The sequence below is a fragment of the Noviluteimonas lactosilytica genome, from assembly GCF_020866925.1.
Lineage (GTDB): Bacteria > Pseudomonadota > Gammaproteobacteria > Xanthomonadales > Xanthomonadaceae > Noviluteimonas > Noviluteimonas lactosilytica.
On sequence record NZ_JAJGAK010000001.1, the window covers coordinates 912,189 to 932,028 of the forward strand.

Annotated in this window: 26 protein-coding genes and 4 tRNA genes; 12 read left to right on the forward strand and 18 right to left on the reverse strand. The window is 68.4% G+C overall.

Features of this window, described 5'->3' with window-relative positions; translation table 11 throughout:
* From LK996_RS16735 to LK996_RS04585, 12 genes are all read right to left on the reverse strand, one after another.
* On the reverse strand, window positions 1-97 hold a 97-nt coding region (locus tag LK996_RS16735), incomplete at its 3' end, for a GTP-binding protein (protein WP_038054197.1).
* A 45-nt stretch (window positions 98-142) separates the two neighbouring features.
* Window positions 143-218, reverse strand: a tRNA-Thr gene (locus LK996_RS04535).
* 32 nt (window positions 219-250) lie between these two features.
* Window positions 251-324: transfer RNA gene (locus tag LK996_RS04540), tRNA-Gly, on the reverse strand.
* A gap of 88 nt (window positions 325-412) precedes the next feature.
* Window positions 413-498: transfer RNA gene (locus tag LK996_RS04545), tRNA-Tyr, on the reverse strand.
* An 82-nt stretch (window positions 499-580) separates the two neighbouring features.
* On the reverse strand, window positions 581-1,672 hold the full coding sequence (ychF, locus tag LK996_RS04550; RefSeq protein ID WP_230525953.1) for a redox-regulated ATPase YchF: 1,092 nt from the start codon (window positions 1,670-1,672) through the stop codon (window positions 581-583).
* Window positions 1,673-1,676: 4 nt separating this feature from the next.
* Window positions 1,677-2,255: an aminoacyl-tRNA hydrolase gene (gene pth / locus LK996_RS04555; protein WP_230525954.1), complete on the reverse strand. Its 579-nt coding sequence runs from the start codon at window positions 2,253-2,255 to the stop codon at window positions 1,677-1,679.
* A gap of 48 nt (window positions 2,256-2,303) precedes the next feature.
* Window positions 2,304-2,969 carry a 50S ribosomal protein L25/general stress protein Ctc gene (locus tag LK996_RS04560; RefSeq protein WP_230525955.1) on the reverse strand — a complete coding sequence of 222 codons (666 nt, stop codon included), beginning with the start codon at window positions 2,967-2,969 and terminating at the stop codon, window positions 2,304-2,306.
* Between the two features lie 58 nt (window positions 2,970-3,027).
* Entirely contained in the window at window positions 3,028-3,987 is a 960-nt protein-coding gene (locus LK996_RS04565) for a ribose-phosphate diphosphokinase (RefSeq protein ID WP_230525956.1), read from the reverse strand.
* A 70-nt stretch (window positions 3,988-4,057) separates the two neighbouring features.
* Window positions 4,058-4,134 (reverse strand) — tRNA-Gln (locus LK996_RS04570).
* Window positions 4,135-4,147: 13 nt separating this feature from the next.
* On the reverse strand, window positions 4,148-5,020 hold the full coding sequence (gene ispE, locus LK996_RS04575) for a 4-(cytidine 5'-diphospho)-2-C-methyl-D-erythritol kinase (protein ID WP_230525957.1): 873 nt from the start codon (window positions 5,018-5,020) through the stop codon (window positions 4,148-4,150).
* Entirely contained in the window at window positions 5,017-5,628 is a 612-nt protein-coding gene (gene lolB, locus LK996_RS04580) for a lipoprotein insertase outer membrane protein LolB (protein ID WP_230525958.1), read from the reverse strand. Before lolB ends, ispE begins: the two co-directional genes overlap by 4 nt.
* On the reverse strand, window positions 5,625-7,319 hold the full coding sequence (locus tag LK996_RS04585; RefSeq protein ID WP_230525959.1) for a tetratricopeptide repeat protein: 1,695 nt from the start codon (window positions 7,317-7,319) through the stop codon (window positions 5,625-5,627). Before LK996_RS04585 ends, lolB begins: the two co-directional genes overlap by 4 nt.
* A gap of 88 nt (window positions 7,320-7,407) precedes the next feature.
* Here LK996_RS04585 and hemA point away from each other — a divergent pair, with 88 nt between their 5' ends.
* The 6 genes from hemA to ppk2 are packed head-to-tail and all read left to right on the forward strand — an operon-like array spanning window position 7,408 to window position 11,926.
* On the forward strand, window positions 7,408-8,700 hold the full coding sequence (hemA, locus tag LK996_RS04590; RefSeq protein ID WP_230525960.1) for a glutamyl-tRNA reductase: 1,293 nt from the start codon (window positions 7,408-7,410) through the stop codon (window positions 8,698-8,700).
* Window positions 8,697-9,782: a peptide chain release factor 1 gene (prfA, locus tag LK996_RS04595; RefSeq protein WP_230525961.1), complete on the forward strand. Its 1,086-nt coding sequence runs from the start codon at window positions 8,697-8,699 to the stop codon at window positions 9,780-9,782. The genes hemA and prfA overlap by 4 nt, the downstream gene beginning before the upstream one ends.
* A gap of 1 nt (window position 9,783) precedes the next feature.
* The gene (locus LK996_RS04600) at window positions 9,784-10,233 is read left to right on the forward strand and encodes a GNAT family N-acetyltransferase (RefSeq protein ID WP_230525962.1); all 450 of its coding nucleotides are present in this window, start codon (window positions 9,784-9,786) and stop codon (window positions 10,231-10,233) included.
* A gap of 9 nt (window positions 10,234-10,242) precedes the next feature.
* Window positions 10,243-10,761 carry a molybdenum cofactor biosynthesis protein B gene (gene moaB / locus LK996_RS04605; protein ID WP_230525963.1) on the forward strand — a complete coding sequence of 173 codons (519 nt, stop codon included), beginning with the start codon at window positions 10,243-10,245 and terminating at the stop codon, window positions 10,759-10,761.
* Between the two features lie 2 nt (window positions 10,762-10,763).
* Window positions 10,764-11,159, forward strand: coding sequence for a helix-turn-helix domain-containing protein (locus tag LK996_RS04610; RefSeq protein ID WP_230525964.1), 396 nt, complete (start codon window positions 10,764-10,766; stop codon window positions 11,157-11,159).
* Window positions 11,156-11,926 carry a polyphosphate kinase 2 gene (ppk2, locus tag LK996_RS04615; RefSeq protein ID WP_230525965.1) on the forward strand — a complete coding sequence of 257 codons (771 nt, stop codon included), beginning with the start codon at window positions 11,156-11,158 and terminating at the stop codon, window positions 11,924-11,926. Before LK996_RS04610 ends, ppk2 begins: the two co-directional genes overlap by 4 nt.
* Here the strand turns inward: ppk2 and LK996_RS04620 are convergent.
* From LK996_RS04620 to LK996_RS04635, 4 genes are read right to left on the reverse strand one after another with little or no spacing between them, the layout of a single operon-like run.
* A complete protein-coding gene (locus LK996_RS04620; RefSeq protein WP_230525966.1) occupies window positions 11,923-12,207 on the reverse strand; it encodes a hypothetical protein in 285 nt (94 codons plus the stop codon). The two genes, ppk2 and LK996_RS04620, sit on opposite strands and share 4 nt — an antisense overlap.
* A gap of 43 nt (window positions 12,208-12,250) precedes the next feature.
* A complete protein-coding gene (locus LK996_RS04625; RefSeq protein WP_230525967.1) occupies window positions 12,251-12,520 on the reverse strand; it encodes an acylphosphatase in 270 nt (89 codons plus the stop codon).
* Between the two features lies 1 nt (window position 12,521).
* Entirely contained in the window at window positions 12,522-13,139 is a 618-nt protein-coding gene (locus LK996_RS04630) for a TlpA family protein disulfide reductase (RefSeq protein WP_425493703.1), read from the reverse strand.
* A complete protein-coding gene (locus LK996_RS04635; RefSeq protein WP_230525968.1) occupies window positions 13,123-14,388 on the reverse strand; it encodes a YihY family inner membrane protein in 1,266 nt (421 codons plus the stop codon). The genes LK996_RS04630 and LK996_RS04635 overlap by 17 nt, the downstream gene beginning before the upstream one ends.
* A 59-nt stretch (window positions 14,389-14,447) precedes the next feature.
* Here LK996_RS04635 and wrbA point away from each other — a divergent pair, with 59 nt between their 5' ends.
* Genes wrbA through LK996_RS04650 form a run of 3 tightly spaced genes read left to right on the forward strand, consistent with a single transcriptional unit; the run spans window position 14,448 to window position 15,890 of the window.
* Entirely contained in the window at window positions 14,448-15,038 is a 591-nt protein-coding gene (gene wrbA, locus LK996_RS04640) for an NAD(P)H:quinone oxidoreductase (protein WP_230525969.1), read from the forward strand.
* Window positions 15,035-15,358, forward strand: a complete 324-nt coding sequence (locus LK996_RS04645; RefSeq protein ID WP_230525970.1) for a DUF2069 domain-containing protein — start codon at window positions 15,035-15,037, stop codon at window positions 15,356-15,358. The genes wrbA and LK996_RS04645 overlap by 4 nt, the downstream gene beginning before the upstream one ends.
* Before the next feature lie 46 nt (window positions 15,359-15,404).
* The gene (locus LK996_RS04650) at window positions 15,405-15,890 is read left to right on the forward strand and encodes an asparaginase domain-containing protein (RefSeq protein WP_230525971.1); all 486 of its coding nucleotides are present in this window, start codon (window positions 15,405-15,407) and stop codon (window positions 15,888-15,890) included.
* Between the two features lie 101 nt (window positions 15,891-15,991).
* On the opposite strand, the gene sufT is transcribed toward LK996_RS04650, so the two are convergent.
* On the reverse strand, window positions 15,992-16,543 hold the full coding sequence (gene sufT, locus LK996_RS04655) for a putative Fe-S cluster assembly protein SufT (RefSeq protein WP_230525972.1): 552 nt from the start codon (window positions 16,541-16,543) through the stop codon (window positions 15,992-15,994).
* Between the two features lie 94 nt (window positions 16,544-16,637).
* On the opposite strand from sufT, the gene LK996_RS04660 reads away from it, so the two are divergent.
* Window positions 16,638-17,051 carry a hypothetical protein gene (locus LK996_RS04660; protein WP_230525973.1) on the forward strand — a complete coding sequence of 138 codons (414 nt, stop codon included), beginning with the start codon at window positions 16,638-16,640 and terminating at the stop codon, window positions 17,049-17,051.
* Between the two features lie 23 nt (window positions 17,052-17,074).
* Here LK996_RS04660 and pdxR read toward each other — a convergent pair whose 3' ends face one another.
* A complete protein-coding gene (gene pdxR, locus LK996_RS04665; RefSeq protein WP_230525974.1) occupies window positions 17,075-18,529 on the reverse strand; it encodes a MocR-like pyridoxine biosynthesis transcription factor PdxR in 1,455 nt (484 codons plus the stop codon).
* Between the two features lie 117 nt (window positions 18,530-18,646).
* Between pdxR and LK996_RS04670 the strand changes: the two genes are divergently transcribed.
* Window positions 18,647-19,162: a hypothetical protein gene (locus LK996_RS04670; RefSeq protein ID WP_230525975.1), complete on the forward strand. Its 516-nt coding sequence runs from the start codon at window positions 18,647-18,649 to the stop codon at window positions 19,160-19,162.
* Between the two features lie 135 nt (window positions 19,163-19,297).
* Entirely contained in the window at window positions 19,298-19,753 is a 456-nt protein-coding gene (locus tag LK996_RS04675; RefSeq protein WP_230525976.1) for a hypothetical protein, read from the forward strand.
* Window positions 19,754-19,840 lie beyond the last annotated feature (87 nt).

Here is a 19,840-nt window from a genome sequence, read left to right on the forward strand (position 1 = left end):
TCAGCGCCGCCGTCAGCGTCGTCTTGCCGTGGTCGACGTGACCGATCGTGCCCACGTTCACGTGGGGCTTGGTGCGTTCGAACTTACCCTTGGCCATGGCTCTTCTCGATGGGTTGCGGTTGGCGTTTCGGTTTTACGAATCTGGTGCTCACGACTGGAATCGAACCAGCGACCTCCTCCTTACCAAGGAGGTGCTCTACCGACTGAGCTACGTGAGCAGGTTGTTCCAGCAGGTCTTGCGCGGCATCAATGGAGCGGGAGACGGGAATCGAACCCGCACCATCAGCTTGGAAGGCTGAGGTTCTACCATTGAACTACTCCCGCGCCGTCCGGCTCTCGCCGGCATGATCTGCTTGGGTATTGCGCCGTCGGTTGGTAAGACCGGCGGGTGGAGCGCTTGCACTCTTGAAGCTGGTGGAGGGAGGTGGATTCGAACCACCGAAGGCGTAAGCCAGCAGATTTACAGTCTGCCCCCGTTGGCCGCTTGGGTATCCCTCCAAAAGAGCCCGAAATTCTGGCGTGGCGGCTGCGCGAAGTCAACGCTTCGTCGACAGATATCGCCGACGAGCCGCCACTCCGGTCAGACGTTGAAGCGGAAATGCAGCACGTCGCCTTCCTGCACCCGGTATTCCTTGCCTTCCAGGCGCAGGCGGCCGGCGTCGCGGGCGCCCGACTCGCCGCGGTACTTGATGTAGTCGTCGAAAGCGATGGTTTCGGCGCGAATGAAGCCCTTTTCGAAGTCCGTGTGGATCACCGCGGCCGCTTGCGGCGCGGTCGAACCGGCGCGCACGGTCCACGCCCTCACTTCCTTCACGCCCGCCGTGAAGTAGGTCTGCAGGCCCAGCAGCTTGTAGGCCGCGCGGATCACGCGGTTCAGGCCGGGCTCGTCGAGGCCAAGGTCATGCAGGAAGGTGTCGCGGTCGGCGTCGTCCAGCTGGCTCAGCTCTTCCTCGATGGCGGCCGAGACCGGCACCACCTCGGCGCCCTCGCCCACCGCGCGAGCGCGGACGGCCTCCAGGTGCGGGTTGTTCTCGAACCCGTCCTCCAGGACGTTGGCCACGTACATCACCGGCTTGAGGGTCAGCAGGAAGAGGTCGCGGACCTGCGCCTTGTCCTCGTCCGACAGGCCCAGCGCGCGGGCCGGCTTGCCGGCATCCAGGCCGGTGCGGACGCGGCCCAGCACCTCGGCGCGGGCCTTGGCGTCCTTGTCGCCCGTCTTGGCCGAGCGCTCGGCGCGCTGCAGGGCCTTCTCCACCGAATCCAGGTCGGCGAGGGCCAACTCGGTGTCGATGGTCTCGATGTCGGAAATCGGGTCGACCTTGCCCGTCACGTGGACGATGTCCCCGTGCTCGAAGCAGCGCACCACGTGCGTGATCGCATCGACTTCGCGGATGTGCGCGAGGAACTTGTTGCCGAGGCCTTCGCCGCTCGCCGCACCGGCCACGAGGCCCGCGATGTCGACGAACTCGACGGCGGTCGGGATCACCTTCTGCGGCTTCACGATGTCCGACAGCGCGTTGAGTCGCGGATCAGGCACGGGCACGACGCCGACGTTCGGCTCGATCGTGCAGAAGGGGAAGTTGGCCGCGGCGATACCCGCCTTGGTCAGCGCGTTGAACAGGGTCGACTTGCCGACGTTCGGCAGGCCGACGATGCCGCATTTGATGCCCATCGGATTACTTACCCGTATTGAGGCGCTTGGTCGCCTCGTTGATGTCTCCCGCGACGGCGAGCGGCAGCACGTCGGTCGCGTCGTCGATGGCGCGCAGGATCGCGGCCTCGTCGTCGCGGCCGGGCTTGCCCAGCACCCAAGGGGTGACTTTGTCCTTGTGGCCCGGATGGCCGATGCCGATCCGCAGCCGGTGGAACTTGCCGTGGCCCAGCAGCTTCATCGTGTCGCGCAGGCCATTCTGGCCGCCGTGGCCGCCATCGAACTTGAGGCGCGCGATGCCGGGCGCAAGGTCGAGTTCGTCGTGCGCGAGGAGCGCTTCTTCAGGCTCGATCTTCCAGTAGCGCAGCGCGGCGCAAACCGACTTGCCGCTGAGGTTCATGTAGGTCGCCGGCTTGAGCAGCCAGACCTGGCGCCCACCGATGTCGACCTTGGCCGTCTCGCCGAAGAGCTTGGATTCCAGGCCGAAACGCGCGCCCAACCGCTCGGCGAGCCCGTCCACAAACCAGAACCCGGCGTTGTGCCGGGTCCGGGTGTGTTCGGGGCCGGGGTTGCCCAGCCCGACGATGAGGCGCAAGCCTTCCATGCGATCGCAACGCATCGCGCCGGCGCAGGCCGGCGCGACCGCGAAGGCTTACTTCTTCTCTTCGTCCTTCTTGGCGACCTTCGCCGCCGGCACTTCGGCCGCGGCCGGGGCTTCGGTCGGTTCTTCGACCTCTTCCTTGCCGTGCTTGGCGATGACGATGGCCACGTCGTGTTCCTTGCCGAGCTTCAGCTCGGGGATCTCGACGCCCTTCGGCAGCTTCAGGTCGGACAGGTGGACGATGTCGCCGACCTTGAGGGCCGACAGATCGATTTCGATGAACTCCGGCAGGTCCTTCGGCAGGCAGCTCACTTCGACTTCGTTGAGCTCGTGCGTCACGACGACGTCGGCCGACTTGCCGGCCGGCGACTTGTCTTCGTTGAGGAAGTGCAGCGGCACCGCGATGCGGATCGCCTGGTTCTCGTCGACGCGCTGGAAGTCGAGGTGCATGATGATCTGCTTGTACGGATGGCGCTGCATGTCACGCAGCAGCACCTTCTGCACCTTGCCGTCGAGGTCGAGGTCGATGATCGACGAGTAGAACCACTCGTTCTGGCTGGCGAGCCAGGTCTTCTCGTGCTCGAGCTGGATGCTCTGCGGAGCGGCGCTGCCGCCGTAGAGGATGGCCGGGATGTTCGCAGCGCGACGGAGGCGGCGGCTCGCACCCTTGCCTTCGTCCTTGCGGCCGGTGGCCGAGATCTTGTGTTCGGTAGCCATTGTCTAACTCACTCTGTTGCTGATTGAAGCCCACCCGCGACCAGGTGGACCAGGGGTGTCAGTCCACGTAAAGCGAACTGACGGATTCACCGAAGGCGATGCGGCGGATCGTTTCCGCGAGCAGCTCGGCGACGCTGAGCTGGCGGATGCGGCCGCAGGCCTTCGCCGCGTCGCTCAACGGGATGGTGTCGGTCACCACCAGTTCGTCGAGCTGCGACTTGGAAATGTTGTCGATCGCCGGGCCCGAGAGCACCGGGTGCGTGCAGTACGCGACGACCTTCGTCGCGCCCTGCTGCTTCAACGCCGCGGCCGCTGCGCACAGCGTGCCCGCGGTGTCGACGATGTCGTCGACGAGCACGCAGGTCTTGCCGCTGACGTCGCCGATGATGTTCATCACCGTGGCGACGTTCGCGCGCGGGCGGCGCTTGTCGATGATCGCCAGGTCCGCGTCGTCGAGGCGCTTGGCGATCGCTCGCGCACGCACCACGCCGCCGACGTCGGGCGAGACCACCACCATGTTGTCCGTGCCGTGCGCGCGCCAGATGTCGGCGAGCAGCAGCGGCGAGGCGTACACGTTGTCGACCGGGATGTCGAAGAATCCCTGGATCTGGTCGGCATGCAGGTCGACCGTCAACACGCGGTCGGTATGCACCGTGTTGAACATCTGCGCGGCGACCTTCGCCGTGATCGGCACGCGGGCCGAACGCGGGCGGCGATCCTGCCGCGCGTAACCGAAGTACGGCACCACCGCGGTGACGCTCGACACCGATGCGCGCTTGAGCGCGTCGATCAGCACCAGCAACTCCACGAGGTTTTCCGCGCTCGGCGCGCACGTCGGCTGGATGACGAACACTTCCTGCCGGCGGACGTTTTCCTCGATTTCGACCTGCACTTCGCCGTCGGAGAAACGGGTGACCAGGGCCTTGCCCGGGCGCACGCCGAGTTCCTTGCACACCGCTTCGGCCAGGGGCCGGTTGGCGTTGCCGGTGAAGACCAGCAGGTTGCGTTCGTCTTGCATGTTGGCTCCGCCAGCGCTCTGACCGTTGCGGTGATGACTCTGTTGATGCCGCCTGTTGCACGTTCCCAGGTGGCAGGGGCGGTAGGATTCGAACCTACGAATGCCGGGATCAAAACCCGGTGCCTTGGGCCACTTGGCGACGCCCCTCCGGGTGTGCCCTTCAGGTTCGGCCGAGCAACGCGTGCAGCGGGGAAACGCTTGCGCCCGCGGCCAGCCAGGCCCGCAGGTGCGGCGTCTCCGAATGCACGCGAGCCAGCGCCGCTTCGGCGGATTCGCGCGTGGCGAACTCGACGAAACAACCGCTGCCCGTGCCCGTCAGGCGTGGCGTGCCGAGATGCGCGAGTGCGGCGAACGCGGCCTCGACGGCCGGTTCGCGGCGGCGCAGCATCGGCTCGAACGCATTGCCGAGCACCGCTTCCGAAACGAAGTCGCGCATTGTCGCGGGCGGGGAATCGCGCGTCAATTCAGGGGTTTGGAACAAAGCGGCGGTAGGCACGTGCACGCCGGGGTCGGCGAGCACGTACCAGGCCTGCGGCAGGTCGATGGACGTGAGCTGTTCCCCCACCCCTTCGGCCCAGGCGTTGTCGCCGCGGACGAAGACGGGAACGTCGGCGCCGAGCGCAAGACCCAGCCCCGCCAACCGATCGACGCCCAGCCGCGTGCCCCACAGCCGGTCGAGGACGACCAGCACGGTGGCCGCATCCGAAGAACCACCGCCGAATCCGCCTCCGGCCGGAATTCGCTTTTCGACGCCGATATCCGCACCAAGACTGACGTTAGCTGCAGATTGAAGCCACCTCGCGGCTCGAACCATGAGGTCGTCGGCTTCCGCGACGCCCGGCACCGACTCGCCGACGCGCCGGATCAAGCCGTCCTCACGCAACCGGATCCGCACGGTATCGCCCCAATCGAGCAGCCGGAACACCGTCTGCAGCGCGTGGTAGCCGTCCGGCCGCCGGCCGGTGATCCGCAGGAACAGGTTGAGCTTGGCCGGCGCCGGCCATTCCGACCAGGCATGCGCGGGATCGCTCACTCCAGGCCCCATTGGTCGACCACCAGCCGCACGCGTGACTCGCCCTGCGTGGCCTCGATGCGGCCCGGCAGCTCGACGGCGCCGCCTTCCGGCCGCTGCCAGTCGGCATAGGTCACGACCCAACCGCTTTCGTCGATGCGATCGACGCGGCCGTCGGCGCCGAAGTGCAGGCGGCCGTCGCGATGGGTCGTGCCCATCAGCCAATCCGCGAGCGCTTCGACGGGAATGCGCCAGCGCGTGGCTTCGAACACGAGCTCGCCCGCGTCGGGACCGGTGCGCGGTCCGCCCTGCAGGCCTTCGAGCACCGCCTCGCCCTCGCCGCCCGTGACGCGCCAGCTCTGGCGCGTGACCGGGGCGCTGAGCGCGACGTCGTAACGCTCGCCCGCCTGCTTCCATTCGATGCGGCCGCTGCCGCCGTCCTTGCCGTTCGACACCGCGACGCGACCCGACATCGACCACGTGGGCATCGCTTCGATCGCGGCGACACGCGCCTCCTGGTGCGCCGACGGCACGCCCTCGATCGCAGGCAACGTTTCGCGCGGCGCGCGCGCGGCGCACGCCGACAACGCGATGGCGAACATCGCGATCACCGCAAGCCGCATCTTCATGCTCCCGTCTTCTCCAGCGCGCGCTTGAGCGAGCGATTTTCCGGATCCAGGCGTTTTGCTTCGTCGAAGTAACGCCGCGCTTCGTCCTTGCGCCCCAGCATCCACAGCACTTCGCCGAGGTGCGAGGCGATCTCCGGGTCCTTCTGCAACGCGTAGGCGCGGCGCAGTTCGACGAGCGCTTCTTCGAGTCGGCCGAGGCGATAGAGCACCCAGCCGTAACTGTCGATGATCGCCGCGCTGTCCGGTTCCGCCGCGCGTGCGCGATCGATCAGCTCGAGCGCTTCGGCATAGCGCGTCGTGCGATCGGCGAGCGTGTACCCGAGCGCGTTGAGGGCGTTCACGTTGTCCGGTTCGGCGACGAGGATGCGGCGGAAATCGGCTTCCGCGCGCGGAATGTCGTCGCGACGTTCCCACGTCAGCGCGCGCGAATACAGCAGCGCCGGTTCGTCGGGATACGCGGCGAGCCCGCGTGCGAAGGCGTCGAGTTCTTCGACGAGTTGCCCATCCTTCTGGCGCAGTTCGGCTTCGAGCAGGTAGGCGTCGCGGCGCGTGCCTTCATCGACCGTCGCGTCGGATTGCAGCGCGCGCAAGGCCTTGTACGCCTCGTCCGTCTGCTCCAGTGCGTGCAGCACGTTCGCTTCGCGCAGGCGCGCGGTCCAGCGCGCTTCACCGCCGGGGACGCTGCGATACCACTCGAGCGCTTCGTCGTGGCGTTCGAGCATTTCCGCGACCTGGCCGAGCAGCAGTCGACGCTCCGGATCCGGCTTGGCCGATTCCTTCTTCAGTTCGTCGTACAGCGCGCCGAGTGCGGCGTCGTCTTCGGCGCGCGCGAGCAACGCGGCGCGCAAGCCGTACGTGCGATCGTCCTGCGGGCCGCGCGCGAGCACGTTCGCCGCCATCACCGAATCGCCCATCGCGTCGTATTCGGCAGCGATCGACATGCGGAGTTCTTCGTCGTCGTAGGCGGTCTGCGCGATGCCGGCGAGCACCTTGCGCGCGTCTTCGGACTTGCCCGCTTCGCGCAACTGGCTCGCGCGGAGCAGTGCGACCCGCGGTTCCTCCGGGAAGCGGCGCACGATCTCGTCGATGATGCGTTCGGCGAGCGCCGGTTCCTCCAGGCGCATCGCGAGGCCGCCGAAGGCGAGCCATGCACCGAGCTTGTCGGGGATCGCGTGGTCGTCGACCAGTTCGCCCAGCAACTGGCCGGCCAGGCGCGGATCCTTGCCGCCGCTGCCGAGCGCGGAGAGCGCGTGGCGCCAGCCGATGTCGCCCTGGTCGGCGAGCAGCACGCCCAGTTCGCGGCGCGCGGCGCGTGCGTCGTTGCGGCGCAGGGCGAGCGTCGCCTCCGCCGCATGCACGGCGAGCGAATCCGGCGCGCGCTGCTTCCACAGCGCGAGGCCATCGGCGGCGAGCTTGTCGTTGTTGGCGAGCAGCGCGATGCGGGTGGCGCGCTCGGCCAGGCCGGGGTCGTCGGTGGCCTTCGCCGCGGCGAGATAGGAGCGCGATGCCTCGTCCAGTTGCCCCGCCTGCAGCGCGAATTCGCCCGCCAGCGTGCCTTCCAGCGTCGATTCGGCGTCCTTCGCGGTCGCCGGCGGCGGCGCTTCGCGCGGGGCCGTCGACGCGCACCCCGCCGCGAGCAGCGCCGCGACCAGGGCCAGCGTGAAGGTGAACGAGTGGCGGACTTGCGGCATGGGGGCGTCCGTGGACGGGGGAATCCGGGGATGCGCCCCGGTAGAATGTGCGGCCACGGGAGCTTAGCGCACGCGACCGAACGACCTCATGAGCCTCCTCGTCCTCGGCATCAACCACCAGACCGCACCCGTCGGCTTGCGCGAACGCGTGGCGTTCGGCAACGACGCGATGCCGCGCGCGCTCGCCGAATTGCGCGCGCTGCCGTCGGTGCGCGAGGTCGCGCTGCTGTCGACCTGCAACCGCACCGAGCTCTACGCACTGGCCGACGATGCGGGCGACGCGCTCGCGCAATGGCTCGCCACGCATCCCGACGGCGGCGACCTCCACGCCTACCTGTACCGCCATCGCGACGCCGATGCGGTGCGCCACCTGTTCCGCGTCGCCACCGGCCTCGACTCGCTCGTGCTCGGCGAACCGCAGATCCTCGGCCAGGTGAAGGAAGCCTGGGCGAACGCACGCAGCGCCGGCACGCTCGGCGCGCACCTGGACCGGCTGTTCCAGCATGCGTTCACCACCGCCAAGCGCGCGCGCACCGACACGCGCATCGGCGCGAACCCGGTCTCGGTCGCGTCCGCCGCGGTGCGCCTGGCGCAGGAATCCTTCGCGCGTCTCGACGATTCGACCGTGCTGCTGATCGGCGCAGGCGAAACGATCGAACTCGCCACGCGCCACCTCGTCGAAGGCAAGGCCAAGCGCCTGCTGATCGCCAACCGCACGCTCGCGCACGCACAGGAACTCGCAACGCGCCACGGCGGCGTCGCCCTGCCGCTGACCGAACTCGACCGCCACCTCGCCGAAGCCGACATCGTGTTGTCCGCGACCGCGAGCCGCGAGCCCATCGTCACCCGCGCACAGGTCGCGCACGCGCTCTCGCAGCGCAGGCATCGCCCGATGCTGCTGCTCGACCTCGCGGTGCCGCGCGACATCGAAGCCGATGTCGCGACGCTCGACGACGCGTTCCTCTACACCGTCGACGACCTCGAACGCGCGATCGAAGACAACCGCCGCAGCCGCCGCGAAGCCGCGCGCGAAGCGGAGGCCATCGTCGACCTGCAGACCGCGCGCTACGTCGAAGCACTCGAAGCGAGCACGCGCCACGCACCGCTCAAGCGCCTGCGCGCGCACGGCGAGCGTTCGCGCGCGGAAGCGCTCGAGAAGGCGCGCGCGCAACTCGCCGCAGGCCGCGATCCGAACGAAGTACTCGACCTGCTCGCGCACACGCTGGTCAATCGCCTGCTGCACGCCCCGACCGCCGCGTTGCGCGAAGCCGCGCTGACCGGCGATGCGGAACTCGCGCGCGCCGCCGACAAGCTGTTCCCGCCGCTCCGATCGGGCGATGCGGACGATGCAGGCAGCGACGGCGGCGACGCGAACGCATGATCCCCAGCCTGCGCCGCAAACTCGAAGCGCTGCTCGAACGACGCGAGGAAGTCGAACGCCTGCTCGCCGATCCGGGCACGATCTCCGACGCCGACCGCTTCCGCGATCTCTCGCGCGAGTTCGCGCAACTCGAACCCGTCGCCACCGCGCTCGTCGCCGAATCGCAGGCCCGTCGCGACCTCGCCGGCGCCGAAGCGATGCGCAACGATCCGGAGATGCGCGAACTCGCCGACGAAGAAATCGAAACCGCGACCGCGCGCCTGGCCGAACTCGAAGGCGAACTGCTCGCGCAACTCGTCCCGAAGGACGCGCGCGACGAAGGCAACCTCTACCTCGAAGTCCGCGCCGGCACCGGCGGCGACGAAGCGGCGATCTTCGCCGGCGACCTGTATCGCATGTACGCTCGCTACGCCGAACGCCAGGGTTGGCGCGTGGAAGTGGAATCCGCGAATCCCGGCGAACACGGCGGATTCCGCGAGATCGTCGCGCGCGTCGAAGGGCGCGGCGCGTATTCGCGGCTGAAGTTCGAATCGGGCACGCACCGCGTGCAGCGCGTGCCGGAAACCGAATCGCAGGGCCGCATCCACACGTCCGCCGCGACGGTCGCGATCATCGCGGAAGAAGCGCCGGGCGTGCCGATCGAAGTGAATCCCGCGGACCTGCGGGTCGACACGTTCCGTTCTTCCGGCGCGGGCGGCCAGCACGTCAACAAGACCGAGTCGGCGATCCGCATCACGCACGTGCCGAGCGGGATCGTGGTGGAATCGCAGACCGAGCGCTCGCAGCACGCCAACCGCGACAAGGCGATGAAGCGCCTGAAGGCGATGCTCGTGGAAGCCGACATCGCGCGTCGCGAAGCCGCGCAGGCGCAGGACCGCAAGCTGCAGGTCGGCAGCGGCGATCGCAGCCAGCGCATCCGCACCTACAACTTCCCGCAGGGCCGCATCACCGACCATCGCGTGGAAGGCCTGACGCTCTACGATCTGCCCAACGTGCTCGAAGGCAACCTCGATGCGCTGGTCGAACGCCTGCAACGCGAACACCAAGCCGACGAACTCGCTCGCCTCACGGACAACGCCTGACATGACCGGAAACACGATCCGCCGCGCCACCCTCGACGACCTCGATGCGGTCGCGCCGATGTTCGACGCCTATCGCCGGTTCTACCACCAGCCGGGCGACGTCGATCGCGCACGCGATTACCTGCGCGAGCGCATGCAGCGAAACGAATCGGTCGTGCTGATCGCGCATCGCGACGGCCAGCCGGCAGGGTTCACCCAGCTCTATCCGATCTTCTCCTCCGTGCGCACCGTGCGGACGTTCCTGCTCAACGACCTGTTCGTCGCCGAAGGCGCGCGCCGCCACGGCGTCGCACGCGCGTTGCTCGATGCCGCCGCGGACTTCGCGCGCGCCGAGGGCGCCGCCGGCCTGATGCTCGAAACGATGGCCGACAACGCACCCGCCCGCGCCCTGTACCGCGCCGCGGGCTGGCACGAAGACGCGACCCAGTGGTATTCGCTGGATGTGCGCTAGGCTGCGCGCATGGCACAGGCCGCCGACTTCCACTCCCTCGCGCTCTGCGTGCTCACGGTCTCCGACTCGCGCACGCTCGCCAACGATTCCTCCGGCGACTATCTCGTCGAAGCGCTGACGCAAGCGGGCCACCGCCTCGCCGAACGCGCGCTGCTTCCCGACGATCGCTACCGACTGCGCGCGCTCGTCTCGCGCTGGATCGCGGACGACACGGTCGACGGCATCCTGGTCACCGGCGGCACCGGCTTCACCGGCCGCGACTCGACACCCGAAGCGCTGCTCCCGCTGCTCGACAAGGAGATGCCGGGCTTCGGCGAAATCTTCCGCGCGATCAGCTTCGAAGAGATCGGCACGTCGTCGCTGCAGTCGCGCGCGTTCGCGGGACTGGCGAACGGCACGTTCCTGTTCGCGCTGCCCGGTTCGACATCCGCCTGTCGCACCGCATGGGAGAAGATCCTGCGCGCGCAACTCGATGCGCGAACCAGGCCCTGCAACCTCGCCACCTTGCGCCCTCGCCTCAAGGAGTGAACATGCCGCTCGCCACGACCCTGCGATTGCTCGCGAAGGCGCGCGGCATGAGCGCCACGGAACTGGCGACCGCGATCCCGCGCGCGGGCGTCGACACCGTGTCGGCCTGGATGCGCGGCGAGAAGCTGCCGGGCAAGGATCAACTCGACGCGCTCGCGCGCATCCTCGGCGTGCCGGTCGGCGCCTTGCTCGCGGAACTCGCGAGCACGCTCGATCCCGCGCGCACGCAGGGCGAACACGACCTGCTCGCCGCGTATCGCGCGATGAACACGCGCCAGCAGGGCGCGGTGCTCGAAATCGCGCGCGGTCTTGCGGGGCAAGCGTCGCCGCGTCCGCGATCGCCGGTTTCGACGCCGCGCAAATCGGCTTCGAAGTCGAAACCGAAGACCTCGAAATGAAGAAGCTCAAGCGCAAGGATTACGAAGCCGCGCTGGAGCCCATGCAACGCGAACTCGTCGCGATGGCCCGCTGGGCGCGCGACACCGGGCAACGCATCGTCGTCTTGTTTGAAGGCCGCGACACCGCCGGCAAGGGCGGCGCGATCGATGCGATCCGCGAACACATGAACCCGCGCCAGTGCCGCGTCGTCGCGCTCGGCAAGCCGGCCGACACCGGCGAGTGGTATTTCCAGCGCTACGTGTCGCACCTGCCTTCCGCCGGCCAGATCGTGCTGTTCGACCGCAGCTGGTACAACCGCGCCGGCGTCGAACGCGTGATGGACTACGCGACGCCCGCGCAGGTCGAACAATTCCTCGAACAGGCGCCCGCCTTCGAGAAGCAACTCGTCGACGACGGCATCCTGTTGTTCAAGTACTGGCTCGCGTGCGACCAGGCGAAGCAGGAAGAACGCTTCGCCGAACGCCTCGAGGATCCGCTGAAGCGCTGGAAGCTCTCGCCGATCGACCTCGCCGCGCGCGACAAGTACGCCGACTACACGAAGGCGCGCGAAGCGATGCTGCGCGCAACGCACACCGACCACGCCCCCTGGACGCTCGTCGACTTCAACGACCAGCGCCGCGGCCGTCTCACCCTGATCCGCGACCTCCTCGACCGGCTCCCCGACACGCACGTCCCCGACGCGCCACTCACGCTCGATGCGCTTGCGGGCAAGGCACGCAAGGAACGCTTCGGGGTTGTCGCTCCGATCAAGTCGTTCGGCGATTAGGGGAATGGAAGCGCGCGGGTGTTGAACGACGGCACGGCGCGCTTCCATTCCTCCAACCCTTCGTTGAAAGAGCGAAGAGCGAAAGCAATGCGCGCGATGCGCGCAGCGCCCGGCTTCGCCGTTGCTTTTGGTACGACAGAGAAGCGCAGGAGTTGATGCGGAAGTGCGGAGGGGTGTGCATGCGTGCATGGCCCGTAGAGCACGGCCAGGATGGCCGTGCGCCCGGTCTTTGGCTGGCCATGGATGGTCTTGCCAGGACCGGCGAAGGGCCATGCACGCATGCACACCCCTCCGCCCGTCTGGTGGAACGCCACCCCCGCGCTTCTAACCCGTATCGAACGACGCCCCAGCCTCGCCATCGTCCGCCGAGATGCGCTCGACGCGAGAGACGCGCGCATGCGGCGGCCCATGCTTGAGCCACTCGGCAAGGCGCTCGAGCGCCTGCACGTCGCCGACGGCGAGGACTTCGACGCGACCGTCGTGCAGATTGCGCGCATAGCCGCGCAGGCCGAGTTCGGTGGCCTGTTGCCGCGTCGATGCGCGGAAGAACACGCCCTGCACGCGCCCTTCGATGAAGAAGCGCGCGGCGGCCATGTCAGGCGCCCTTCGGCTTCGGACCGCCGGCGTCGGCGATCGCTTTCTCGATGTCGTGCGGTTCGACGGGGCCGATGAAACGCTTGGCGACCCGGCCGTCGGGGCCGATCAGGTACGTCGTCGGCAGGCCCGCGGGCGTTTCGAAATCCTTCGGCGGGTCGTACACGTCGACCATCGCGATCGGGTAGGAAACCGGATGTTTGATGAGGAAGGCCTGCATCTCCTCGGGCGTCGTGTCTTCGTAGGCGAGGCCGACGACGTCGATGTGTTCGCGCATCGTGTCGAGCGCGGAGAGCGCCGGCATTTCCTTCAGGCACGGGCCGCACCACGTCGCCCAGAAATTCACGACGACCCACCGGCCGCGATGGTCGGCGAGGTTGAATTGCTTGCCGTCGACGGTCGCGAGCGACAACGACGGCACGTCCTTAGTCGCCGACGGACGCGCGACCGTGGCCGCGGATGCGGGCGCCTGCGCGGTGGCGGCGGGTGCGGGTGCGGGCGTTGCTTCCGGCGCGGGCGTGGCGGGTTCGCGCTTGCACGCGGCGACGGCCATCGCGGCGATCACTGCGAGCGCGAGTGCGCCACGCTTTTGCCAGGCACGTTCATTCCAGGTGGACATAGAGGGAGGACACCTTCTTCTTCAACAATTCGCGCAGCGGGAGTCGCAGTTCGTCGAGCGCATGGTACGCCGACATGCCGAGGGGGTCTTCGCGCATCGGCACGTGCGCTTCGGCGATGGGGATGCGCAACTGGCACGCTTCGTAGAGTTCGGCGAGCGTCATCGTGTCGAGGTCGCGCGCGAGCAGCCATTCGCCGCTTTCCGCGCGACTCAGCAGCCCGACTTCGGACAACTGGCCCAGCATGTCCTGCACGAGCGAATCGGTCAGCACCGGTTCGAGCAGCTGGATGTCCTGGCTGTGCAGCCCGCGTCCGTGCTTCCGCGCCACGACGAAGCGGCCCAGCATGCGCAGCAGCCCGTACATCTCGTAGCCGACGGGCAGGCGCATCGATGCGGGTTGGTAACGAAACGCCGACATCGACGCGGCGAACGACGCGCCGAGCAGGATCGACGTCCACCCAAGGTAGATCCACACCAGGAAGATCGGCAGGAACGCGAGCGTGCCGTACACCTTGCCGTAGCTGCTGAAGCCGCCGATGAAAAAGGCGAGCCAGAACTTCACGCCTTCGAACAACAGCGCCGACAGCAACGCACCGGCGAATGCATGCCGCCACAACACGGTGCGATGCGGCACGACCTTGAACACCGCGGCGAAGGCGATGAGCTCGATGACGAACGGCGCGAGGCGCACGATCGCGTGTTCGAGCCAGCGTCCCGGTTCGGTTTCGAAGATCGCCATCGCGAAGAAGCGCGTCGACAGCGCCAGGCTCGTCGCCGCGACCAGCGCGCCGAGCGTGAACACCGTCCAGTACACCAGGAAGCGCGCGAACTTCGGCCGCGCCGTCGGCACGCGCCAGATGCGGTTGAAGGTCGTCTCCACGCTGTTGAGCGTGATCAGCAGCGAGACGACGAGCGCGACGATGCCCGCGGCGGTGAGCTGGCCTGCGTTGCTCGAGAACTGGCGCAGGTAGGTTTCCACCGCGCGCGCGGAGCTCGGCACGAAGTTGGAGAAGATGTAGTCGCTGAGCTGGTCGCTCCAGCGGTCGAAGACCGGGAACGCCGACAGCACGCCGAACACGACCATCGACAACGGCACCAGCGCGAACACCGTCGTGTACGACAGCGCGCCCGCGGCCTGGAACAGGTTGTCGCCGAGGAAGCGATCCCACAGGAAACGGAAGAACGTGCCCAGGCGATGGCGATCGCGCAGGTATCCGATCCAGCGATAGGCGGTGTCCAGAGGCTCCATCGCCCGAAGCCTACCCCACGACCGGTCAATCCCGGCAAACTGCGCGCCGGAGGTGGCACATGCCCGAGGTGTTGGTGCTGTACTACAGCCGCGGCGGCTCCGTCGCGCGGCTCGCGCGGCAGGTCGCGCGCGGGATCGAGGAAGTCGATGGCATGCGCGCACGCCTGCGCAGCGTGCCCCCGGTCGCGCCGGTCACCGAAGTGGCGGCCCCGCCCGTGCCCGACGAAGGCGCGCCGTACGTGACGCGCGCGGACCTCGCCGAATGCGCGGGCCTCGTGCTCGGAAGCCCGACGCGCTTCGGCATCATGGCCGCGCCGCTCAAGCATTTCATCGACGGCCTCGGCGCCGAATGGGCGAGCGGCACGCTCGTCGGCAAGCCCGCCGCGGTGTTCACCTCCACGGCGACGCTGCACGGCGGCCAGGAAGCGACGCTGCTGTCGATGATGCTGCCGCTGCTCCACCACGGCTGCGTCGTGTGCGGCCTGCCTTACACCGAGCCCGCGCTCAACACCACGCGCACCGGCGGCACGCCGTATGGCGCGAGCCACTACGCGGGCCTGCAGGACGATCCGCGACCGAGCGACGAGGAAGCCGTGCTCGCGCGCGCCCTCGGCAAGCGCGTCGCACAACTGGCATCGAGGCTCGCATGAGTTTTTCCACGCGCGTGTTGCTGGCGGGGCTGTTCGGCCTCGTGGCGCTGTATGTCTCCTGGTTCCTGCACAAGGGCTGGCCCACGGTCGCATGGTTCGCGGGGCCGCCGCTGCTGCTGGCGGCGTTAAACTGGCGCGGTGCGCAGAAGCCCGCCTTCTGGGCCGGTTTGTTCGCCCTCGGCTGGTTCTCCCACGGCGTGATGGTCGCCTGGTCGCACCCCGAAGAGCGCCAACTCGCGCTGATCGAAATCGTGCTGGCGTTGCTGGTGTTCACCGGCGCCACGATTCCGGGCATGCGTGCCAGGTTCGGCAAGCGCTAGTCGCGTTGGCGAATCCCCCATCACGTACACGAATTACGGCGTCGAAATGGAACAACTCTGCATCGTCACCACCGGCGGCACGATCGACAAGATCTACTTCGACGACAAGTCGGATTACCAGATCGGCGAGCCGCAGATCGGCGGCATCCTGCGCGAGCTCGGTGTCGCCTTCCAGTTCACGGTGATCCCGATCATCCGCAAGGATTCGCTGCACATCACGCAGGAAGACCGCGAGTTGATCCGCGCGACGATCGCCGCGCAGCCGGCGAAGCACGTGCTGGTCACGCACGGCACGGACACGATGGTCGAGACGGCGCAGGTGCTCGAATCGCTGACCGATCGCACGATCGTGCTCACCGGTGCGCTGAGTCCCGCGCGCTTTCGCGGGTCGGATGCGGAGTTCAACGTCGGCACCGCGGTCGGCGCGGTGCAGAGCCTGCCGCCCGGCGTCTACATCGCGATGAACGGGCGCGTGTGGGACATCCACCGCGTGAAGAAGAACGTCGCGGCGAACAAGTTCGAAGCGATCTAGAAACAGGGGTCCAGAAACAGGGGTCAGAGCACTATTTCGATGAAATAGTGCTCTGACCCCTGTTTCTGGACCCCTGTTTCTGCTGTTTCTGGACCCCTGTTTCAGAGCATCCCGGTCTCGAGGCGCGCGGCCTCGGACATCATCGTGCGATTCCACGGCGGATCGAACACGAGTTCGACGTCCGCCTCGGTCACCGTCGGGATCAGCTCCAGCTTGCTGCGCACGTCGTCGACGAGGATGTCGCCCATGCCGCACGCGGGCGCGGTGAGCGTCATGCGGATCTCGACTTCGCGCGTGCCATCGTCGCGCGGCTTCACCACGGCTTCGTAGACGAGGCCGAGGTCCACGATGTTGATCGGGATCTCGGGATCGAAGCAGGTGCGCAACTGCTTCCACACGAGCTTCTCGACGTCGTCGTCGCTTGCGCCGGCGGAGAGCTCGAGGGGTTCGGGCGGTTCCTTGCCGATCGCGTCGGCATCCTTGCCCGCCACGCGGAACAGGTTGCCTTCGACGAACACGGTGTAGCTGCCGCCGAGCGCCTGGGTGATGTAGCCGATGCTGCCCGCGGGCAACGTGACCTCCTCGCCTTGCGGGACGAGGACGACGTCGCAATCGCGTTCGAAGCGGACGGGTTCGCTGCTGCGGGAATACATGCGTGACAAGTGGGGGTGCGCGAGGTGCCGCGCAAGACGTCCATTCTAAACTTCGGCGGCCCGGTATGCTGTGCGGCACCGCAGGGAGCCCCGGATGCCGCCGCAGGACGTTCGTTCATCGACATGGCTGGGCGCCTTGCTGGCGCTGATCGGAAGCACCGGGATCGCCGCGGCGTGGGTCGCCGCCTCCATGCTCACCGCCTCGCAATCCGGCTGGATGGCCGTGATCGCCGCGCTCGACGCGGCGTTCCTGCTGCGCCTGGGCGGCGCGCGGCCGGGCCACCTGCGCATGGTGCTGGGCGTTGCCGCGACGCTGCTCACCATCGTCATGGCGCAGTGGGGCATCGTGTCGGCGAACCTGTCGGGGATGATGGGCCTTCCGGTCCTCGACACCGCCCTGCGCCTCGGACCTTCGCTCGCATGGACGCTGGCGAGCATGGCCAACACGACGATGGACCTGGCGTGGCTCGCGATCGGGCTCGTGGTCGCGGCGATCGCCTCGCGCTGATGCCGAGCTGACGAAGAGCGCGACTACGCGCCGGCCTGGCGCGCGAACGCACGATCGAGCACCTGCGCGAACAGCGGCATCGCTTCGCGGATCTGCGCGGGCGACAGGCCGCAATAGCCCATGAGCAACCCCGCGCGCGCGGGGCGGTGCAGGTAATGCGGGCGGATCGTGTGCAGGCCGAGACCAAGGGTTTCGCCGTGCGCGATGATCGCGTCGAGCGCCGCATCGGGAAGTCCGCGCAACCACACGACCAGGTGCATGCCCGCGTGCGAGTCGGCGATCTCGAGGCGATCGCCGCCGACTTCGCGCAGGCCTTCGAGCAATGCGGTGCGCCGCTCCTGCAACGTGCGCGTGCTGCGGCGCAGGTGGCGTTCGAAGCCGCCGGTCGCCATGAACCGCGCGAGCGCCGCCTGTTCGATCGCCGAGCTGCCGAAATCCTGCGCCCACTTCGCGGTGACCAGGTCGGTGCGCAACGCCGGCGGCATCACCAGGTATCCCAGGCGCAACGACGGGAACAGCGTTTTCGAGAACGTCCCCACGTACAGCACGCGACCGTCGCGATCGAGCGAACGCAGCGCGGCGAGCGGTTGCGTGTCGTAGCGAAACTCGCCGTCGTAGTCGTCCTCGAGGATCCACGTGTCGTGGCGGCGCGCGTATCCGAGCAGGCCGAGTCGCCGCGGCAACGACATCACCGCGCCGCTGGGGAACTGGTGCGACGGCGTCACGCAGATCAAACGCGGCGACTCCTCCGGCATCCGGTCCAGGCGCACGCCATCGGCGTCGCAATCGGCGCCATGCAGGCGCGCGCCGTGGATCTGCAGCACGTTGCGCAACGAGAAGTACTGCGGCTCTTCGACCACTGCGAGATCGCCCGGTTCGAGCAGCACGCGCGCGGCCAGCGACACGGCCTGCTGCGTGCCGCCGACCACCAGCACGTCGTCGGGCGTCGCCTGCACGCCGCGGCGGCGCGCGAGGTAATCGCAGATCGTTTCGCGCAGCGCGGGCAGGCCGTGCGGATCGGGGTAATCGGGCGGCGTGTACGCCGCCGCGTGCGCGAGTTCGCGCGCCCACGCGGTGGTGAGCGCGGGATTGATCAGCGGCAGTCCGTATTGGAACGAGTAGCGGATCGACGCAGGCGGCTTGCGTCGCAGGAGACGCGGGATCTGCGCTTCGCGCGCGCGTCGCGCGTAGGCGGTCTGCGGCGGTGCGACGATCGGCGGCGGATCGTTGGCGGCTTCCACCAGCAGGGGCGCGGCGACATAACTGCCCGAGCCCACGCGCGCCGCCATGAAGCCTTCAGCGCGCAATTGCTCGTACGCGGTGAGCACGGTGTTGCGCGACACGCCGATTTCGCGCGCGAGTGCACGCGTCGGCGGCAAGCGGCTGCCTTCGCCGAAGCGGCCGCCCGCGAGCGCAGTCTTCAGCGCGCGGGTGAGCTGTGCGTGCAGCGGGCCGCGTCCGTCGAGTTGCAGGTGCATAAAGGCCTCCGCGCAGCGCGCCTGGGAATGGCACCATTTCGGGCACCCCGATTGGCCCTTGCCAGAGCCAATCTGCGGGCGCCGAATGAGGCCAATCCTGCACCCCGGAGGTCTGCCATGCACGCCCGGCCCGCCTTTTCCCCGCTCTCCCTCCCCTCGGCCGCGCGTGCATGGCCCGCCTGGGCCTGGATCGTGGGCGGCGGGATCGCGTTGGCGCTGGCCGATCTCGTGTTCGCCGCGGGGTTCTGGTTCCTGCATTCAGGGACCGCGCCGGCGCGCATTCCGCAGTCGATCGCGGCGTGGTTCATCGGCACGCACGCCGCGCGCGCAGGCGGCATCGAGACCGCGCTGCTGGGCGCGGTGTCGTATTGCGCGCTGATCGCCACGCTGGTCGCGGTGTACGTGCGCATCGCCGCGCGCTGGCCGCGCGTGCATGCGCACGTCGCGTCGGTCGGCGTCGCTTACGGCGTCGCGTGCTACGCGCTGGTGCTGCGCATCCTGGTGCCGGCGTTCTCGGCGGCATCGTCGAACGCGCACGACATGCCGATCGAATGGACGCTCGCGTGCGTCGCCGCTTGGGGCGGCATCGGCTTCGGGTGCGCGTGGATCGCGCGGGCCATCCGGTCGCGCTGACGGGTTGCGCTGGAAGATCCTGCGGCGCCGGATTGGTTCCATCGCGGTGCGTGCGGGCGGCGCTCGCACCGCGCCACGCAGGTGTCGAGGATCGGCTCCGACGGCGAATGGTTCGCCGCATCGGAGGACATCCACATGCATCCTTTCGCATCCTGCAGCATCGCGCTGTGCCTCGCCGCGCTCACGACCAACGTACACGCCGGCAACTGCAAGTCCATCCACGCAGAGATGGTCGAAGTGCGCGTCACGACCGGCTGCGATGCCGGCGAGGCGGCGTGCTTCCTCGGTGAAGTCGACGGCAACCACGGCCTGCGCGGCACGACGCATTTCAGCGCGGATTCGGTCGGCGTCGCGTTGCCGACGTCGCCGGGCTCCCTGCCCTACAGCGGCGCGTTCCAGTACCGCCTGCCGACGGGCACGATCTCGATGCGCGAAACCGGCATGAACACGCCCGGCATGGTGGCCGCGCACCAGCGCGTCACGGAAGGCACCGGCGAGTACGCGGGCGCGACCGGCGACTTCTTCGTGCATGGCACGCGCGTGCCCGGCATCGTGACGACATCGGTGCACGGTACGCTGTGCCTGCCGTAACGCCGCGCGCGTCGACGTTGCGCGCGATGTCGCCCGGAAAAAACGAGGCCCGCTTGCGCGGGCCTCGTCGTGTCGCGTTGTCGCGGA

Coding starts and splice junctions, on each gene's coding strand:
- LK996_RS04635 (WP_230525968.1), bottom strand. CDS start 14,388: ATGGAGCCTCTGGACACCGCCTATCGCTGGATCGGATACCTGCGCGAT.
- ychF (WP_230525953.1), bottom strand. CDS start 1,672: ATGGGCATCAAATGCGGCATCGTCGGCCTGCCGAACGTCGGCAAGTCG.
- LK996_RS04650 (WP_230525971.1), top strand. CDS start 15,405: ATGGAACAACTCTGCATCGTCACCACCGGCGGCACGATCGACAAGATC.
- LK996_RS04625 (WP_230525967.1), bottom strand. CDS start 12,520: ATGGCCGCCGCGCGCTTCTTCATCGAAGGGCGCGTGCAGGGCGTGTTC.
- lolB (WP_230525958.1), bottom strand. CDS start 5,628: ATGAAGATGCGGCTTGCGGTGATCGCGATGTTCGCCATCGCGTTGTCG.
- pdxR (WP_230525974.1), bottom strand. CDS start 18,529: ATGCACCTGCAACTCGACGGACGCGGCCCGCTGCACGCACAGCTCACC.
- LK996_RS04675 (WP_230525976.1), top strand. CDS start 19,298: ATGCATCCTTTCGCATCCTGCAGCATCGCGCTGTGCCTCGCCGCGCTC.
- wrbA (WP_230525969.1), top strand. CDS start 14,448: ATGCCCGAGGTGTTGGTGCTGTACTACAGCCGCGGCGGCTCCGTCGCG.
- LK996_RS04645 (WP_230525970.1), top strand. CDS start 15,035: ATGAGTTTTTCCACGCGCGTGTTGCTGGCGGGGCTGTTCGGCCTCGTG.
- LK996_RS04630 (WP_425493703.1), bottom strand. CDS start 13,139: ATGTCCACCTGGAATGAACGTGCCTGGCAAAAGCGTGGCGCACTCGCG.
- LK996_RS04600 (WP_230525962.1), top strand. CDS start 9,784: ATGACCGGAAACACGATCCGCCGCGCCACCCTCGACGACCTCGATGCG.
- sufT (WP_230525972.1), bottom strand. CDS start 16,543: ATGTATTCCCGCAGCAGCGAACCCGTCCGCTTCGAACGCGATTGCGAC.
- ppk2 (WP_230525965.1), top strand. CDS start 11,156: ATGAAGAAGCTCAAGCGCAAGGATTACGAAGCCGCGCTGGAGCCCATG.
- prfA (WP_230525961.1), top strand. CDS start 8,697: ATGATCCCCAGCCTGCGCCGCAAACTCGAAGCGCTGCTCGAACGACGC.
- LK996_RS04585 (WP_230525959.1), bottom strand. CDS start 7,319: ATGCCGCAAGTCCGCCACTCGTTCACCTTCACGCTGGCCCTGGTCGCG.
- LK996_RS04660 (WP_230525973.1), top strand. CDS start 16,638: ATGCCGCCGCAGGACGTTCGTTCATCGACATGGCTGGGCGCCTTGCTG.
- LK996_RS04670 (WP_230525975.1), top strand. CDS start 18,647: ATGCACGCCCGGCCCGCCTTTTCCCCGCTCTCCCTCCCCTCGGCCGCG.
- hemA (WP_230525960.1), top strand. CDS start 7,408: ATGAGCCTCCTCGTCCTCGGCATCAACCACCAGACCGCACCCGTCGGC.
- pth (WP_230525954.1), bottom strand. CDS start 2,255: ATGGAAGGCTTGCGCCTCATCGTCGGGCTGGGCAACCCCGGCCCCGAA.
- LK996_RS04560 (WP_230525955.1), bottom strand. CDS start 2,969: ATGGCTACCGAACACAAGATCTCGGCCACCGGCCGCAAGGACGAAGGC.
- LK996_RS04610 (WP_230525964.1), top strand. CDS start 10,764: ATGCCGCTCGCCACGACCCTGCGATTGCTCGCGAAGGCGCGCGGCATG.
- LK996_RS04620 (WP_230525966.1), bottom strand. CDS start 12,207: ATGCGTGCATGGCCCTTCGCCGGTCCTGGCAAGACCATCCATGGCCAG.
- LK996_RS04565 (WP_230525956.1), bottom strand. CDS start 3,987: ATGCAAGACGAACGCAACCTGCTGGTCTTCACCGGCAACGCCAACCGG.
- moaB (WP_230525963.1), top strand. CDS start 10,243: ATGGCACAGGCCGCCGACTTCCACTCCCTCGCGCTCTGCGTGCTCACG.